Consider the following 17,444-nt stretch of genomic DNA (forward strand, 5'->3'; position numbering starts at 1 on the left):
AGTTAATTTAAGGTAAAAACTTACATTAAGTTAACATTAAAACCCATAAGAGAAACATGTGAACAGGACGCTTGCATTAATCTTCATTCTTCCAATCAGTGCATTTGCGCTTAACGAATGGCATATTCAAAGCGATGGCTTTATCTCTACGCCAAGCGCTGAAAAGCCTGTTATTGCATACAAATCAGATGAGCAATTTATTGCACCTCAGCCTATTGTTAACTTAACCGCGCCCCTTAATCAGCTTTCAAACAAAGCGCACGACTACTTGTACAAACAAAGGCGCTTACCTAAAACGCTGAGCGATACCGCATTTAGTGAGTTTGATATTGAAACACTCAAAACCTTAAAAACCGGTGATCAGTATATTTTGAAGGTAGACGAATACCTAAGTTACACCGTCGAAATTACCGACATTATTGAAGCCAGCAACGGTGATCGCAGTGTGTTTGGTAAGCTAAATGATCACGCACAAAACTACCATCAAGCCGTTATGACCCTGACAGAAAATACCTTACACGGGCAGTTTAATGCGGGTAACGAAAACTACCAATTTGAAAGTTATGGCAAGTATGGCTGGGTAACCAAGCTGTAAGTGACAAGATTCAAGCAACAAAGGGCGAGTTTGTAGCCGCGGTTTTACATCGCACTACACGCTCGCTTTTTGCTTTTAAGCCGCGTATTACTTGTTTAACACTGGCCATAAAGTCGCGCCATCGCTGTCGATAGGGCTTAAAATTTTCAGGCCTAATATATTTGCAATAAGCGGATACACATCTAAGTTACTCACTTCATCAAGTTGCATACCGTTTTTAAACGCAGGGCCGGTGGCAATAAATGTGGCGGCCATATCATCGGTGTATGCGTAACCATGGGTGCCTAAATAAGGCGCCATTTTGCTGTCGGTGAATACGCGCGGTGCAGTCGTTTGTAAAATAATATCCCCCACACGCGGGCCTTTATCGTAATGAAAATCACGCTTTTGTTGATCATTTAAAACGATGTATCGGCCATCTGCCGCCTTAGCAAGCTTTTTGCTAAACCCCGCAATATCGGCTTGGCTATCTGGTTTGGCGTAATAAAGCACGCGCGGACCGGTGTTTTTAACAATGAAGTTATCATCCTCTGGTAGCTGACTAATTTTGATGCTCTGTTGGGGATCCACTGTCGACATGCCATGATCAGAAACAATCACCAAATTAATATTCTCATCAAGCGCTTTTAAGCGTGTGTGCAAGTCTGCCATTAGGGCATCTAAGGTTTGTACTGCATCAAAGGTTTGCTTTGCATCAGGGCCATACTCATGCCCCATACTGTCTACCAACGAAAAGTAACTCACCACCAAACGTGGGCGCTTTTCTTTTGGTAAGCTTAACCATTGAATAATTTGATCAACACGTTTTTGGTAATCACTGTGCTTAGAATAGTGGTAAAAGTAATCAGGCAACATGCCGTTAAAGCGCGCATCAGACTCTGGCCAAAAATAGGTTGCCGCTTTAACCCCCTGCATTTGTGCAAGGTTCCAAAGCGGAATACCATTTAGCCAAGTGCTGTCGTCTTTGCCTTTACCCATGCTGTAACACTCATTGCGCTGTGTATCGCAAAAACGGTTATCAACAATACCGTGGTTAACTGGCAACAACCCCGTAATAATCGACACGTGATTAGGAAAAGTTTTAGTTGGATAAACAGGGCGCATTTTGGTTGCCCTTACTCCCTGTTCACTGATTGCTTTTAACGCAGATGCGCGGTGTTTTTCAATGTAATCCCAGCGAAACCCATCAATCGAAATAAGCACAACAGACTGCTCACTATCGGCTTTTACCGTTCCACTTATGATTAACAAACCTGCTAAAAGTAACTGAAAAATACGCATACAAAACCCTTATTAGTTTAATTTTTTGATTCGTTCGAGTATGTTACCGTACTCTTTTGAAAATTTTGTGATCGTGCTTTCAAGCTTTTTCACACTGCGTTTTAAACGTGTACCATTTGCTAAGCTATACATAAATCCCCACAGCCCAGTAACCACACTCAACACAATAAATACCACAACAGGAAAGCCATCTAAATGCTCCACGACTTGCGGGTATTGATCAAGTAACTCAATGCCTGCGTCTGGCACAAGCGCATTCACCAGTGGATAAAAATCTTGCGGGTCTAAATACCAAGCCAAGCCAATTGATGTAAGGCCTAGCATTACCATACGGTTAAAACCATGCACCATACCAAAGCGTTTAACTGATGAGTAATCATATTTAATATCTTTACTCACATTCACCGCATACTCACGGAAGTACTTTGAATAACGCTGTGTTTCTACATCACTGTAGGCATAGTAAACCCAATCACCGACATCGACAGACCCTAATAAGTCTTCACCGGCTTTAAAAATATACGGCTCGCCCGAGGCTGTTTCGAGCATGATCTCACCTTTTAGGGTCGTGCTACGATTACGGTATACTTGAACGCGCTCTGTCACATCGGTGCCAACATAATTACCGCCACGGTAGGTGGTGGTGGTTTCTGTTGTAGTGACTGTTTCACGGGTTTCATTGGCGTGCGCGCTTTGTGCTTTGTCTAATACTTTACCTAGCACGGCACGGTGACGAATAGTGCCCTTTTCATTACGCGCCCACACGTTTTTATGCACATAGTTTGTTTTGTAGTCTAGGCTGTATTCACCCATTATGGCGTGTTCAAGATCAGCAATAGTGGTTGGTTTAACTAAATGTGATTCAGCCTTTCGCTCTGCACTCACCGTTTGGTTTTCTGTGCTTTGCTCGTCATCTGCCAAAACCGATGCTACCGGCTCAACATGCTGCTTAACACCACAACAATAACAGTGTGCGGCATCTTTACTAATACGCTGCTGACACGAAATACAAATTACATCGGACTTACTCGGCAAGCGAGCAAGCATGTGATACCCCAATTGATTTTGACTGGTTGATAACATGACATCGGTGGCCGCTAAAATCGCATCGTAATGTGCTTCCTTTTTGGCCTTGGCTTTTTTATGGTATTTATGTTCTGCAATAAATACCCCGATAGCGACAGGCAAGGTTGCTAATAATGCCGGCACAAACTCAAGTTTGGCAGCAAATAGCATCACTAAAAATGTAATAAAGCCCAATACAAGCCATAACACAGTCCCGCCGGTGTAGACTCGGTTAATGCTGCTATCCCAACTGCGGTATTGTTGATCAGCAAAGTGCACAATCACAATTGGCATAAAGCGATTATTCTTCACGACTTTAATCGCGTCGTTGTTTGCTATTCGGTAATTTAGCGTCAAGGGGCTTGGCTGAAATGCAGTGATCACATTGCCCTTTTGTAAATTAGCAATCACCTCTTTTTCAGCATCCACGCTAAACTCGTGAATGTGGCCGTGTTTGTCTTCAACTTCTAACCACCAATAGCCATATAACATATCGTCATTATTGGTTTTATAACGGCGCTTATAGTAGTACATCGATTTAACAACACCGGTAATAGTGCAGGCTTGTGGCGAGTAGTGTTTTACTTCAGCAAGCAAGTCTGGGTTGAGCTCTTCAACCGTGTGCATTTGTCTTTTTTGCTCAAGAGCTTCACCACAATCACAACAGTGAAGATCGGTGGCATACACCGTATTTTGGCAATGTTGCATAGTCATTCCTTGCTTAATTATTTACTTAAATCAATTGTTAATGTTTGTTCGCCAGCCTCTATTTGATGCCAACGACGATACGTTTTATACCCCGGTGCCGACACCTGAATATCGTACGCGCCCGTTTTTAAAGTCATTCCTGGGCGGTACTTAGGGCCTATATTCATAATACGAACCGTGGCATTAGGTGCATTGGTGGCAATGGTCAGTTTGGTTTTTTGCTCAACCAAATATTGTCTGCGAGATTGTTGCTCGGCGCTTAAATTTGCCGTGTCGTGACGTAAAATATCAACCTGTGCCAGCGCATGGCTCATCGGGCTAAAACGCTCGTATATATGCAGTTTTTCTTCAAAGGCTAAGCCTAAAGGATGCAGTACCGGCTGGGCATGAAGAGTCCAACGAATCGCGTAGCTAAATACCGGATTACTCGACTCATCCACTTTGTCTAAAAAGTAGTTAACCGGGCTTTGCTCATCTTCGGTAAAGCTATTATGAATAAAGAGCACTGGGGCAATTAAAATCACGGCAGGCATTATCAGTTTTTGCAGTACGCTCAGCCATGTTGTTGGCTGCTTTTCTTGAGCAGGTTTAATGAGTTGCCATAATTTCAACGGCAGCTTGCTAAACGTTAAGCAAATTAAAAATAACGATAACGACATCGAAATAGGCGGAATAATCACCGAACGCAGCGCCTGTTTACCGTACTGCGCGTACTCACCGCCATCGGCAAATTTACCTTCAGCGCTATTAAGCATGGCTACGTACTTGTCGGTGCGTTTTTCAATATTCGGATCAAGCACCTGATCTTTAAAGTTCTTTTTATTCCAGTCTGCGCGAATGTTTTTCACGTATAAGTCGCCCATACGATCGGCGATTTTGGCTTGAATTTCCGGGTGTAGCTGAAACTCAACCCAGCTTAAGTTAGGCTGTAAGCTCATACCCCATTTGCGCATTTCACTTTGCCATTGGTTTGTCGCTTCTTGTGTGACTTTAGTCGCAACGGCATTAGCAAATACCTGACGTTGATTCACATTCCATGTGCTATCAAGCTCAAGGCCTTTGCTTGCAAAATGGGCACGCAGCTTTTGTTGCGTGGTGTCGTGTGCACGAAACGCCATTAAGTTTTCAAGGGTAAACGGGTAACCCGTTTCTTTAGCAAACATTTTATGAAAATTAGGATGCTGTAAAAAACGTAGTTGATAATGATCAGGGTCGTCGGTGTATTTATACCGCTTATCTTTAAAGCCGCCGTCGCCACCGGTCGCTAAACTTGCCGCTTGCAATGCAGTGTAAACACCGCCCGTTAGCACACCCATTAAAATAGTGCCTGCGGCGTTTTCTGCCACCGAGACATCTTCTTCTATTAACCAATAGTCTGGCTCAATGTAACCAATACCGGCTTTTAAAATGGTGCTTCGGTAATCGGCCGCTTCACGTTCGTAACAGCGATTACGGCGGTCTTTTTCGCTGCTTTTATCGTAGCGCTCACGGCACTTCGCAATACTATTGTGGTAATCGTATATTTTAGGGCCGTACTTTTGTGCACGCGCAGAGGCTTTAGCAATATGGGCTTTTTGCGCTTGTTGATACTTATTCCACCCGCTGTTGATTTCTTGCTCAACCTGTTGCCAATAACCTTGCTCGCGCTCACCAATGCTGGCTAACGTGTGGTTATATTTTTTACTGCCCTGTGCGTAGGCTTTGTACTTAACCACCAGCTCATCGTACAACTGGCTGTAATTTTTATAATGTTTATCAAAGTCTTGATACGCCTTCTTTTGCACGAAAGAGGCAATTATTTTACGCTTATCTTGCTCAAGGTTATCAGACAGTGCCGCATCGCTATAAAGTAGGCCACCAAACAACGCTAAAAAAGTCAGGTTTTCTGAGCTGTGCAGTTGTTCGGGGTTGTAATCAAGGTCGTTTACTTTAATTGAGTTAATTGCCAAGGCATCACGCAGCGCTGCGCTATAGGTTGCAAACTGGCGTTGCTCAGCCGTTGAGGGTTCTATTAACGTTTTTTCGATGGCGTACTTTTGCCCAAAAAACACCACCGGCCACACAAGGCAAAGTAGCGCAATAAACGAAACAACAGCGCGGCCAACTTTAGCAACCATGGCTTTGGGTAAAAAGTCGGCTAATAACAGTGCGACACCAACGCCCGACACCGCACGCCCATAAATTTCGAGGTGCTCTAAATCGGCCGCAGAAGGGGTGCCTAATCCTACGAGCGACACAAGTTGCGCATTAAAAATAGCTTCGGGTAATAAATATAAAGTAGCTAAAACAAGCAGCAGACAGCGCCACCAAAACGGCTTTATTATTGTAGTCATAGTATTGTTCTTTATTGCTTTTTACGTAGTTCTAATTCAACCGCTGGGTCGGTTTCCAAGCTAAAGTCTTCATCGGCTTGGCGTGTGCCAATTTCGAGATTGGGTGCTTTAGGCGTCTGTGTAACCTGTGGAACATAGCTCACTGCTTGAGTCGATTTAAGCGTGCCTCCAACAGCTGGATAAAGCTTGTTACTTTGATACGCTTTAAGCTCGTCTAGGCGCTCTAAATCAAGATCATCGGGCATGCTTGCTATTAACTTAGCGTCGGCTTCATCGCTAAAATAAGGGGTCACGTTTGGCAGCTCAAACACCGAGCAAAAGCCATACACCGTGTCGTCAATAATCACGGAGTCGGGACGCACCGAGCGCGACTGCGCCAGTAAACTGCGCTCATGATAGTCGTGACCGTTAATTGAATAAGTCGCAATCATAATGCCACGCGCCTTGGCACTGGGCTTTAAACGAGCAGCGGTTTGCTTGTAGTGTCGAATATCAAGCACGTAGCCAAAGTTACGCTTCAGCTGTTTTGCTAATTTGTCGAGCTGCAACGGGCTGTCGTAACGCTTTTCACGGTGATAACGATTACCTAACGCTTGCAAGCTTTCGAGCTGTTCTTTGTTACGCTCATAAATAGGGTCACTCCCTGCACCGCGTTTTAAGTCACTGGCAAGCTTGTTCATAGACGCTTTAGCTGGCGACTGAATAAACGCTAAATAAATGTCGGGGTTAATGTCACGCATACGTGTTAAATTGCGCATTTCTAAACTGCTAAAAAAGTAATTACCGCCACCAATGTATTCATACGCCAAGTAGTCGAGCATTTTAAGATCGTTGATCGAAGCGTTTGATTTAATCTCAATATTAAGCTTTTGATGCGGTTTACGATAACGCGCAAAGCTCGACGCTAACTCACGAAAAGACGCAGGCAAGTCATCACTCAGTAAGCCTGTATCTTGATTGCGCAGGCGTAAATACCCCCACTCTTTTTTATAACTCATCGACTCAATTTTGCGACGCTTGTTGTCGACCGTGCCCGTTTCGCGGCCGGTACGCGCATCGTGGTGTACGACCCACACATCGTCGCGGGTAATACGCACGTCAATTTCAATCACGTCAAAGTTATTATCAATGGCATCAATCACTGCATTAACTGAGTTTTCGGCGTAACGAATCGAACCTCGGTGGCTTTGCAGGTTAAATCCACTGCATTGTCGCGCCGACACATAGTTAATATTGCCAAGTTGGCTCTCAAAGAAGCCTCGGGCAAACAGTGCTTCTTGCTTGGCTTTCACTGCTTGCTTTTGTGCAACAGTGAGCGTGCTTTCGGGAGTCGCTTCTGGGGTACTTTTACAGGCCGTTAAGCCAACACAAATAAGTAAAATGCCGACCAGCAGCAAAGGTTTAGTAAACGAAGTTTGCATCATTGCATTTACAGCCAAAAGGCTTTCCTTTTTTATTAGAGCTCATAAAGAAGTGTGTAAAGCTGAATAATATATGAATAGAGGTCCCGATTTAAAGTAATAACTTTAATTAATCCAAATATTTTAATTTAAGATACAAGCTGTTAGATTAAATTTAATAACTATCGCAGTTTTGATAACAACACTGAGCAGCCTAATAGGAAGCGCCTCGTGGGAATGAAACATGATCGACTTTCGTAAAAAAATTACCCCTGCGCGCGAAATGCGCTCAACCAACACATTACACACTGCCCTTGAAAGTGATCGGGGGCGCATTATTAACAGTGCCGCCATTCGTCGTTTACAACAAAAAACCCAAGTTTTCCCACTCGAACGCAATGCAGCGGTGCGCTCGCGGCTAACCCACTCTCTTGAAGTACAACAAGTGGGGCGCTTTATAGTGCAAACAATTTTTAATAAGTTAAGCGACGCCCAACAAAAAGAGTATGGCCTTGCAGGCCTAGAAAGGCCCTTAGAGAGCCTTGTTGAAATGGCGTGTTTGATGCACGACATTGGCAACCCGCCATTTGGTCACTTTGGCGAAGCCGCCATAAACCAATGGTTTGAAAAACACTTAGAGTCGCTCACGCCAGAGCGCTGCAAAGCCAGTGGCATACATGTTATTTTTAAGCACCTTGCACAAGACATCAAAAATTTTGAAGGCAATGCGCAAGGTATTCGCATTATTCATTCTTTGCTTTCACTCAACCTAACATACAGCCAAAGCGCCGGCATATTAAAGTACACCCGCCCTGCCAGCATGGCTAAAAAAGATATCCCTCAAGACAAAAATTACTTAATGAAAAAAGTGGGTTATTACTTTAGCGAAAAACCCTTTATTGAGGCACTGCAAACCGAGCTTGATATAGAGCAATATTGCCGCCACCCCGCAAGTTACATAATGGAAGCAGCCGACGACATTTCGTATTGCCTTGCCGACATAGAAGACGCTGTAGAAAAAGGCATTATAAACGTTGAACTATTGTGCGAAAAATTAAAAGAGCAATACACGCGCACCTTAACAAACCTCACGCTTAACGACACCAAGCACAGTGACTTTGCCGAAAAAGCCATTGATTACGCACTGAGTAAAGCCGCCGAGCAGCCGTATAACTATAATAGCGAGTTTTTTATTTACCTACGCGTGACCTTGCTACACCCGTTGGTAAATTATGCCGCAGAGCGTTTTGTTGGCAATATTGAAGCCATTTACCACGGCGACTTTAACCAAGCCTTACTGGAAGATCGCAGTCACTTGCATGCAGTCACACTCACGTTAAAACAAGTGGCCATTAAACATGTATTTTGCCACAAAGAAGTAGAGCGCCTAGAGCTGCAAGGTTATCGGATCATTAGCGGTTTGCTCGATTGCTACAAACCGTTACTCGCCCTTGACCACGACGCCTTTAAACGGGTTTTAAAAGGCGACCCTCAATATTTAATTGAAACACGGCTCGTTAAAAAGCTCTCAAATAAACACATAAACAGCTACCAAAAAGCCATTGATGCCTTAAAAGCAGAGCCCGATCACTTTGCAGCCTATGAGTTTTATTACCGTTGCAGACTTGTTCAAGATTACATTAGCGGTATGACCGACCAATTTGCTTACGACGAGTACCGCGCTTTAATGGTTATTGATTGATTCATTTAGCTATTTATTTTAATTTGTTAACAAAATGTGGATAAAAAACCTATCAAGGCTTAGAATTAAGTCATTGTTTGGGTCACCAGATTAACCTTACTGGTCAGGAAACTATGCCAATTATAAAAACAACACTTTTACTGATACTTGCTAGTGTAAGTTTCACCAGCGAAGCGCAGTATAATGAGGCCATGTGCATTTTGTTAAAACAACAAATGCATGAATTTCGTAATAATACGAGTAATCGCAATTATCGCTCTGCAGCTCGTAACTATGAAAAGAACTGTAAAAATCCGACGCCTGTCCACAATGTCGAAGCATTTGAAAAGTTAACCGCGCAATCGGCAGAATCGACCCCCATAACCCCCAACAAATCAGTAAGTCCAACAGAGCACTCGGCAGCCATTCAAGGCATTGCTGACAATACTCCAGCACCTGAGCCACAAAACCTCGACGTAACGCAATTAGAGCAAGCAACTCAAGATACGCCGCCTACATCAGAGCCAGAACTCATTTCTGATGTAGCCGCCATTGAACCTGTTGCCAATGTATCAGCGCTTGAAACAACAGAGCCGGTGCAGAGCGTACCGCAGCCGCAAAACGAGACTGACGAAGCGCTAACAACGGCGCAGACAGCAACGCCGCAAACAACAGCATCACAAACAACAGCGCCGCAGACAAATAATTCAACCGATAACCTTGAAAGCGAGCCCGCATCTGATACACCCCCTGTGTCAGCAACAGAGGCAGAAAAACCAGTCGATGCCGCGCCAATACCTGCAGAGCCTGCACCAACACCACAACCAGCCCCGATGCAAAGCGCCGCGCCTAGTTCGTCAACGTCACTGCTTATGCCCAGCTTAATCGTGCTATTAGTGCTGCTTGTGGCGGGTTTGTTTATTGTACGATTACGCAAAAGTAAACAACAAGACACACACCCTGAACTTGAACACAGCTTACTAGAAGCGCAAGCACTAAAAGCCGCCGCAAATGCAAATAAAGAAGCCGAAGGACTTAAATCGGCCACCGCCGCGATACTTGCAGAGCAAAGCACAGAACAAGCCCCCGACATAGAGAGCGAATTAGAGCAAAGTCGTTCGTTTACAGCCACAGACAACGAAGACAGCAACGATGAGCTTTCGGAACTTGCCCGCTTTAGTGCTGAACGCGACTTTCACGAGCAACACACTGATTTTGCCGATGCGGATCAGTTTAATGAGCTTGAACTCGATAACGACGAGACAGAGCCCAAAGATACTGAGCCCACGCAAACTGAAACCTTGTTAAGCAGTTCATCATTCGGCTTCGACGAGTACGCAAAGCAAGAGCCGCTTACAGACGACGAGCCATTAACCAATGAGCTTATTAATGACGACCTTGAAAGCAACAGTTTTGAAAGCAGCGATTTTGAAAATGACAAGCTTTCAAATAACGAGCTTGAAAATGACGAGCTTGAACAAGCGCCTGCTTTTACCAGTAGTTCATCATTTGGTTTCGACGAGTATGCAAAGCAAGAGCCGCTTACAGACGACGAGCCATTGACCAATGAGCTTATTAATGACGAGCTTGAAAGTAACGTTCTTGAAAACGATAGTTTTGAAAGTGATGATCTTGAAAGTAACGTTCTTGAAAGTGATAGTTTTGAAAGCAGTGCTCTTGAAAGTAACGAGCTTGAAAATGACGAGCTCGAACAAGCGCCTGCTTTTACTAGCAGTTCATCATTTGGCTTCGACGAGTACGCAAAGCAAGAGCCGCTGTCAGACGACGAGCCTGTAAAAGATGACGTACCAGAGTACGACTTATCATCGTTAATGGGTGACGATTTATCATTTGCCGATCAATTTAACGACCAGCCATCGCTAGTCACTGAACCTAAGCCATCAAACACCGACGACGATATTAGCGACGACGATCTGACAAAAGCGTTACAAGCACTTGAGCAAGAACTGTACGAAGAGCCTAAGCACACTCAGGTTGAATATACAGAGCAAAACGATGATGCAACACTAACAGAAACCGAACAAGAGCAAGAACCAGCACAACAAGATGATAACGACGAGCATACCGACAGTAAGCCACACAATCCGTTTGCTAACTTGTCGCTAGACCCTGCGTGGGATCCAAACTCATCAGAAAAACCCTCGTTAGAGAGCAAAGCTAAACAGCCTAAATCTCAAGCCTTGATCGACGCCGAAGAACGCGCCAAACAACTCAAAACCGACGACTAGCGACTAAGGTTTTTTAAATAAAGGTTTTTTAAAATAAAAAAAGGGAAAGCACCGTGCTTTCCCTTTTTATTTCAGTGTGGTGCGCGGGCGCATTAACCAATGAAAAACAAATATCAACGAAAAGAAAACAGCCACGGCCAGCACACACAAAAGAATAATGTTTTTTGGCAAAAACGAGTCACTCTTGTAAGTGTGGCGCTTTATTTCACGCTCTGCACTTAACTTTGTTCTTTCGGCTTTACTGGGTAATTTAAACTCATGAAATGAGTCGTTAGATGTTACTTCTGAACGCACCGTTTGAGTGCTCTTTTGCTGCCATAGCATATCAAACTGCTGAAACTGCACTTGCTTATTCTCAATACACCACTCTAAATATTGCACTGACAATGGCTTATTAAGGCAACGAGACGGGATCACATAAAAACGGTCCCATGCGGCCTGCTTGCTAATGTATGCTTGTTCTGACAAGGGTTTCGCTAACGAATTTTCAAGGTAAGCAATATCATGGTTATAAAATGCGAACTTGCGCTCAGCTATTTGCTCTTCGGTTAAACAATTCGATGCAATGCGATCAGATAAGTTTTGAATGCGCTGTTTGTAATCATCAACTTCGTCGAGCAGGTGAGTTTTACGCAGTGCCGATTGCAGTTCACTGCGTTCAGCTTCCATAGCGTGGCATTCAATTGAAGGTGCTGTTGTTTGCGCCCATGACACACACGGCGACAATAACAGAGAGAATAAAATCCGTTTAATCATTAATTTACGTCACTGTAAAATAGATAGGAACAGAGTACCATTTTTAGCTAAAAATTCAATACGGTTGCGTTAAATCTCTGCTCTTCTTTATCCCTTCTTCTTTAAATAATGGCTAAGGTGAATACGCTCCTCGTATTCATTATTTACCCACTGGGCGCTGCCACTATTAAATCATTCTTGCTATAACAGACTGTACTACCTATTCACTTAATTAAATGAGCAATCTTCGGGCAATAAAATCCCGTTGATAACACGGCAAACATGTCGTTATTGAGTTGTTCTCGGCAATTGCTCCTGCATTGCGCTACCTCCTGCATCCATGCAGTCGTAAATCAAACATTTTAAGCACCGCTAGCGACAGGTTTAATCCCTCAAAATAATTAAGTATTCTTGCGAATTAATATAATGCCGCTTAGTCATTAAAGTGACTGCTGATGCTTATAAAATTGCTCATCGTCAAGCTCAAATTGGCGCATTAACCAGTCTTTAAAAACCTGCACCTTGTGCCATGTAAAATGCTCTGCTGGCCCCGCTAAATAGTATTTAAATTGGCATGGGTATTCAAAGTCGGGGTAAATGTCAAGCTGCCCAAGTTGTAATTGTGTTTCTATTAGGCGTCGGCGAACGATAGCAATACCATGCCCTGCAAGAGTTGCTTGTATAACCAATGCCGCATTGTCTATTTCGAGCGAAGGTAACGCATCGGCGTTCATGCCTAATTGCTCTGCAAACGTTAACCAACCTCGTTCGGCATCGGGGCAAATATCTTTTATTAGTTTTTGCGCCATCACTTGCGGCTTAAGCGTTTTAGTTACATCAATTAAACCCGGTTTGTAAGCTAAAAATAAGCTGTCGTCGGTTAAAAGCTCGCTTTGTAAGTCTGGGTAATTACCAAGACCAAAGCGGATACCTAAATCAACTTGCCCCGTTGAAAAGTCGGCCAATTGATCGCTAGGTTCAATACGTACTTTTATGTTTGGGTATTGGTGTTGAAAATCGCTGATACGCCCCAGTAACCAGCCACTAGCAAACGAAGGCAGCACCGATAAATTTAACGTATTTGGGTGACTGTCTTGGCTTAATGACTGCACACCCGTATGCAAATGATCAAACCCCTTGAGTACATGAGGCAACAATTGCTCGCCCTGACGCGTTAGTTCAACGTAACGCGTATGACGGGTAAATAAAGCACAACCCAGTTGCTGTTCGAGTAGCCGAATTTGTTGGCTCACAGCAGCTTGGCTTACAAATAACTGCTCAGCGGCCAGCTTAAAGCTGCCAAGCTTTGCAGCATGCTTAAAATACCAAAGGCTCTTTAAGGGAGGAAGTTTCATATGCGTTTATGATTAATAAAAACTTAAGCATAGGCAATTTTTAATCGTTTGTCAGCATTGTTCTCTCACGTAATACTCATACAGCCAACCGCCATCAATTAAGGATAACTGTTATGAAATACTGCATCATTTTACTCTTTATTTGCCTCTCGAGTGCAAGCTATGCAAACCAACCCGCTGTAACACAGCTTGATACCGACGAAGGCTACCCCTATAAAAACTTAATTCAAAAAGTAGAACGCGTTGAAATTAGATACGTTGAAAACCAATACACCGTAACGTGCCGCGTGAATGTGCAAACACTGCATAATCAATACAATGGCAAAGAGCACACCGTGTCTGCAAAATTATTTGCCAAACGCCCCATGGCCGCCTGCCTCACACGTGACAAAGCCAAACAAATTTTAACCATGCTTTAACCTGTTTCAACCTTGTAAAACTAGGCTACGAATAGCAGTACTTCCCCAGTAGCCTAGTTTTTTTAGCGCCCAAAACGTCTAATTTCTAACGTCTAATTTCTAACGTCTAACTTCTAACGTCTAACTTCTAACGTCTAATTTATAACCTCTTCCACTTTCTCAACTTCAACTGGCTCTGCCAACGCATTCTCATAAAACGCGAACACCGCTTTGGTATAAGGCTGAGCATAATGTGCATCAAGCGCAGCTTGCGATACAAACTGCTCCACCAAAAACAAACAGCGCTGCTCCTTACTCGCAAACAACTCGAATCGGTTGCATCCAGGCTCTGCGCGAGTGGCAGCTAAAATGCACTGTAAACGCCCTTTACACTCTTCGAATAACGCTGCTTTAGGGGTGATTTTTGCAACTATATTTATCATACTGATTCCTTACTAAATAACTTTAAAACCCATGTTCTAATAGGCGGTGCCACCGTAAATGCCACCACAAACGCAGCCGGCCACGCATTAGCAAAGGCCTTCATCCAACTTGCTATAAACGTATCGCTTAGGCCTAAATTCACGTATGTAACCCATGCCGATAATAAAAACGACATTAAGAACGAAAACGCCGCAGTAAAAATAAAATGAATTTTCATATGTCCTCCTTGGCGTTACTATATTTGCACAGGGCAAGTGACAACAGTCACGAAAATGCAAACTAAGATTGAGGGAGTCGTATGCTGGATGATCTGCATTTGTTTATTGAGATAGCGCGCCGTAAAAGCATGAGCCAAACAGCAAAAGATCTCGGCTTAAGTCTTTCAACCCTTTCTAGGCGCATACAGGCATTAGAAGACAAACTTGGCGAACCATTGCTGCAACGCACCGCCAGAGGCATTGTACTCACAGCCAAAGGTGAAACCCTTTACGATGAACTAGGCCAGCAAGTGCTTGCACTTAATAGCCAATTAAAACAATTAAATGACTCGTCGGGAGCAAAAGACTTTTACCTCCTGTGCCCACAAAATATCATTGCCGGCCCACTCATGAGCGCAATAAATCAGTTTGCCTTAGCCAACCCTGCGCTTAATCTCCACATTTACCCAAGTAATGCCAATAGCCAACTAAGCCAAAAGCGTTTTGATCTAGCGATTAGAGTGGGCGAGCAACAAGATTCAAGCTATTTTCAAAAACGCCTAGGGGCGATTGCCATAAAGCTAATAGTAAAGAAAGGGGCGTCAACATCACGCTTAGTGCTGCCCTATTCAGAGTCGCAGCTACCTAGCGGATTATTAACCGCATTAAAAAATGAATTTGAACAAATAAGCTTTTGTTTTGATATTACAATCGCCAGAAAAATGATCGAAGCAGGCTACGGTGTAGGCATACTGCCCATGAGTGAAATTAGCTGCATAAAAGACACCCACAACTTTAGTTATGTAGAAACGCCCCACAGCATTCCAGCAAGACCAATTTACGCCCTGTGGGCTCACTCGCGCACACCCTCTGCGAATGCGCAGTTATTAATAGAGCAACTACAAACCAGTATTGCGGGTTCACCAAGCTTACAGGGAGAAGTATTAGCGCTTTAAGACTTGCTGCTTGTGTTGTAAAAGAGCCTGTCGGAGCGATTTAACATCGCGTATTCGCTCTAGGCTTGGCTCTTTAAGCTCGACATCTAAGCTCGCACATCTAAGCTCGCACATCGCACTTCACAAATCGGCGCTATTCCGCTCTTGTAGGCGTGAAATTTATTTCGCGCGTTTTTCAATCGCCACAATATCCAAATACACCGCCATACCCAACAGCCACCACCCGTAGGAGCCGTTTTAACGGTGAATCTGTCGCAGCGATTTTATAGCGCGTATCGCTCTAGGCTTAGCTCTTTAATATTGAATATCTAAGCTCGCACATCGCACATCGCATCTCAAATCTCGCACCTCGGCGCTATTCCGCCCTTGTAGGCGTGAAATTTATTTCGCGCGTTTTTTAATCGCCACAATACTCAAAAACACACCGCCATACCTAACAGCCACCTCCCGTAGGAGCCGTTTTAACGGTGAATCTGTCGCAGCGATTTTATAGCGCGTATTCGCTCTAGGCTTTGCTCTTTAAGATCGACATCTAAGATTGACTCTCTCAGCTCGCAAATCATATATCGCACCTCGGCGCTATTCTGCTCTTGTAGGCGTGAAATTTATTTCTCGCGTTTTTCAATCGCCACAACATCCAAAAACACCGCCATACCTAAAAGCCACTACCCGTAGGAGCCGTTTTAACGGTGAAATTTGGTTATCGAGCTTTTAAGTATTTTAATTAGGAACTAGAATGTTATCTTTCAAAAATACATGATGAAAGGATTTCTCATGATCCTAAAAGATAAATCACCCACTAAGTCTAATTCACCTAAGATCCAAGCTGGTGAAAAGCAAGAGCTAGACGTCGCATTTTATTTACGTCGGGCATTCAAAGATCATCCTCAAGTCTTCGTCTTTAATGATGTTAAATTTAAGCACAATAACGAAACGGCACAAATAGACCATCTTATTGTTTATACATACGGGTTTATACTAATCGAATCAAAAAGTATTACTGGCGAAGTTGCCATAAATGAACACCAAGAATGGAGCCGTAGCTACCGAGGAAAATGGCAAGGCATGCCATCACCAATAAAACAAGTTGAGCTACAAGTCGCATTACTTAAGAGTTTAGTTATAGACAATGCGCAACATCTACTTCCTAAAATGTTTGGCAAAATACAGCAAAACTTTGGTGGTCGAGAATGGCATAGTCTTTGTGCTATATCGAGTAATGCGATAATTAATCGAGATTGCATGCCTAAATCGCTTGAAGATCGATTAGTTAAGTCAGAGTTTATAACTGATAAGCTTTTGCAAATTATGAAACTCCCAAATTCAACACCCAATGCATTGCACTTTTTATCAAAAAATGTGCGCCCTTGGTTTAGTAAAGAAAGTATCACTAGAATTTGTAAGTTTCTTTTAGAGAAAAATATCGCGCCTACTGAACAGCTTATAACTGATACGACATCATTAAACCTTACCGAGCCCACGCCAATATATAGTGGTGAAACAAAAGCAGAAGCCCTATCAAATAGTGAACAACCAAGAGTTATAAACCTACAATGTAAAGGTTGTGGTAGTGTAAATACTCTTGAAGCTCATTCAGGTCGTTATGGATATTACGTTACATGTTCCAAATGCAATACTAATACTCCGATGAAAGCTCCGTGTGTTCAATGCGAGGATGTAAATACTAAAGTAAGTAAGCGCAAAGATGCTTATTCTTTAATTTGTGGTAGCTGTGAAAATAAAGCATTAATCGTATTTGATAATTCTGTCGCGTTGGCGACGGCAACCAAAGAGAAGTAACCGCCGACTTCTCTTTGGAATCTCTCGGCGCCCCGAGGTTCACACTGTTTCCTCAATTTGAATTAATTAAATGAACGTAACCAGCGTAGATAGGCCATCCATGGCCAAGCTACGCTTTCTACAGCATCCATGCTGTTAATTACTCATAATTAATTCAATTTCGGGTGTGAACACGGGGTGTAACCGTAACTAAAGCCTTCAAATTACCAATGAGTTATTATTTGTTTTCATTATCTATTTTAGTAAA

14 protein-coding genes are annotated in these 17,444 nt (G+C 43.3%); 6 read left to right on the forward strand and 8 right to left on the reverse strand.

Annotated elements, in window-relative coordinates:
• Positions 1–58 precede the first annotated feature (58 nt).
• Positions 59–595, forward strand: coding sequence for a hypothetical protein (locus GZH31_RS19670; RefSeq protein ID WP_065979268.1), 537 nt, complete (start codon positions 59–61; stop codon positions 593–595).
• An 87-nt stretch (positions 596–682) separates the two neighbouring features.
• On the opposite strand, the gene GZH31_RS19675 is transcribed toward GZH31_RS19670, so the two are convergent.
• From GZH31_RS19675 to GZH31_RS19690, 4 genes are read right to left on the reverse strand one after another with little or no spacing between them, the layout of a single operon-like run.
• Positions 683–1,876 carry an alkaline phosphatase family protein gene (locus tag GZH31_RS19675; protein ID WP_180311789.1) on the reverse strand — a complete coding sequence of 398 codons (1,194 nt, stop codon included), beginning with the start codon at positions 1,874–1,876 and terminating at the stop codon, positions 683–685.
• 12 nt (positions 1,877–1,888) lie between these two features.
• Positions 1,889–3,649 (reverse strand): hypothetical protein, encoded by a 1,761-nt coding sequence (locus GZH31_RS19680; RefSeq protein WP_180311790.1) that lies wholly within the window; start codon positions 3,647–3,649, stop codon positions 1,889–1,891.
• A gap of 17 nt (positions 3,650–3,666) precedes the next feature.
• Positions 3,667–5,982, reverse strand: a complete 2,316-nt coding sequence (locus GZH31_RS19685; RefSeq protein WP_180311791.1) for a carboxypeptidase-like regulatory domain-containing protein — start codon at positions 5,980–5,982, stop codon at positions 3,667–3,669.
• 11 nt (positions 5,983–5,993) lie between these two features.
• On the reverse strand, positions 5,994–7,421 hold the full coding sequence (locus GZH31_RS19690) for a glycerophosphodiester phosphodiesterase family protein (RefSeq protein ID WP_230236217.1): 1,428 nt from the start codon (positions 7,419–7,421) through the stop codon (positions 5,994–5,996).
• Positions 7,422–7,626: 205 nt separating this feature from the next.
• Between GZH31_RS19690 and dgt the strand changes: the two genes are divergently transcribed.
• Complete coding sequence (dgt, locus tag GZH31_RS19695; RefSeq protein WP_065979264.1) at positions 7,627–9,084, forward strand: dGTPase; 1,458 nt, start codon at positions 7,627–7,629, stop codon at positions 9,082–9,084.
• A 113-nt stretch (positions 9,085–9,197) separates the two neighbouring features.
• Positions 9,198–11,312 (forward strand): hypothetical protein, encoded by a 2,115-nt coding sequence (locus GZH31_RS19700; RefSeq protein WP_180311665.1) that lies wholly within the window; start codon positions 9,198–9,200, stop codon positions 11,310–11,312.
• A 66-nt stretch (positions 11,313–11,378) separates the two neighbouring features.
• On the opposite strand, the gene GZH31_RS19705 is transcribed toward GZH31_RS19700, so the two are convergent.
• Both GZH31_RS19705 and GZH31_RS19710 read right to left on the reverse strand, forming a co-directional pair.
• Positions 11,379–12,068, reverse strand: coding sequence for a hypothetical protein (locus tag GZH31_RS19705; RefSeq protein WP_155950857.1), 690 nt, complete (start codon positions 12,066–12,068; stop codon positions 11,379–11,381).
• Between the two features lie 419 nt (positions 12,069–12,487).
• Entirely contained in the window at positions 12,488–13,402 is a 915-nt protein-coding gene (locus GZH31_RS19710) for a LysR substrate-binding domain-containing protein (protein ID WP_180311792.1), read from the reverse strand.
• A gap of 113 nt (positions 13,403–13,515) precedes the next feature.
• On the opposite strand from GZH31_RS19710, the gene GZH31_RS19715 reads away from it, so the two are divergent.
• Positions 13,516–13,821 carry a hypothetical protein gene (locus GZH31_RS19715; RefSeq protein ID WP_075593406.1) on the forward strand — a complete coding sequence of 102 codons (306 nt, stop codon included), beginning with the start codon at positions 13,516–13,518 and terminating at the stop codon, positions 13,819–13,821.
• 134 nt (positions 13,822–13,955) lie between these two features.
• On the opposite strand, the gene GZH31_RS19720 is transcribed toward GZH31_RS19715, so the two are convergent.
• Positions 13,956–14,243 carry a putative quinol monooxygenase gene (locus GZH31_RS19720; protein WP_036972494.1) on the reverse strand — a complete coding sequence of 96 codons (288 nt, stop codon included), beginning with the start codon at positions 14,241–14,243 and terminating at the stop codon, positions 13,956–13,958.
• Positions 14,240–14,461 carry a DUF2798 domain-containing protein gene (locus GZH31_RS19725; RefSeq protein WP_065979259.1) on the reverse strand — a complete coding sequence of 74 codons (222 nt, stop codon included), beginning with the start codon at positions 14,459–14,461 and terminating at the stop codon, positions 14,240–14,242. The genes GZH31_RS19720 and GZH31_RS19725 overlap by 4 nt, the downstream gene beginning before the upstream one ends.
• Positions 14,462–14,542: 81 nt before the next feature.
• Between GZH31_RS19725 and GZH31_RS19730 the strand changes: the two genes are divergently transcribed.
• Together GZH31_RS19730 and GZH31_RS19735 are read left to right on the forward strand one after the other, a co-directional pair.
• Positions 14,543–15,397: a LysR family transcriptional regulator gene (locus GZH31_RS19730; RefSeq protein ID WP_180311793.1), complete on the forward strand. Its 855-nt coding sequence runs from the start codon at positions 14,543–14,545 to the stop codon at positions 15,395–15,397.
• Between the two features lie 774 nt (positions 15,398–16,171).
• Positions 16,172–17,197, forward strand: a complete 1,026-nt coding sequence (locus GZH31_RS19735; RefSeq protein WP_180311794.1) for a nuclease-related domain-containing protein — start codon at positions 16,172–16,174, stop codon at positions 17,195–17,197.
• Positions 17,198–17,444: the final 247 nt, after the last annotated feature.

Source organism: Pseudoalteromonas sp. JSTW (assembly GCF_013423925.1).
GTDB lineage: Bacteria > Pseudomonadota > Gammaproteobacteria > Enterobacterales > Alteromonadaceae > Pseudoalteromonas > Pseudoalteromonas lipolytica.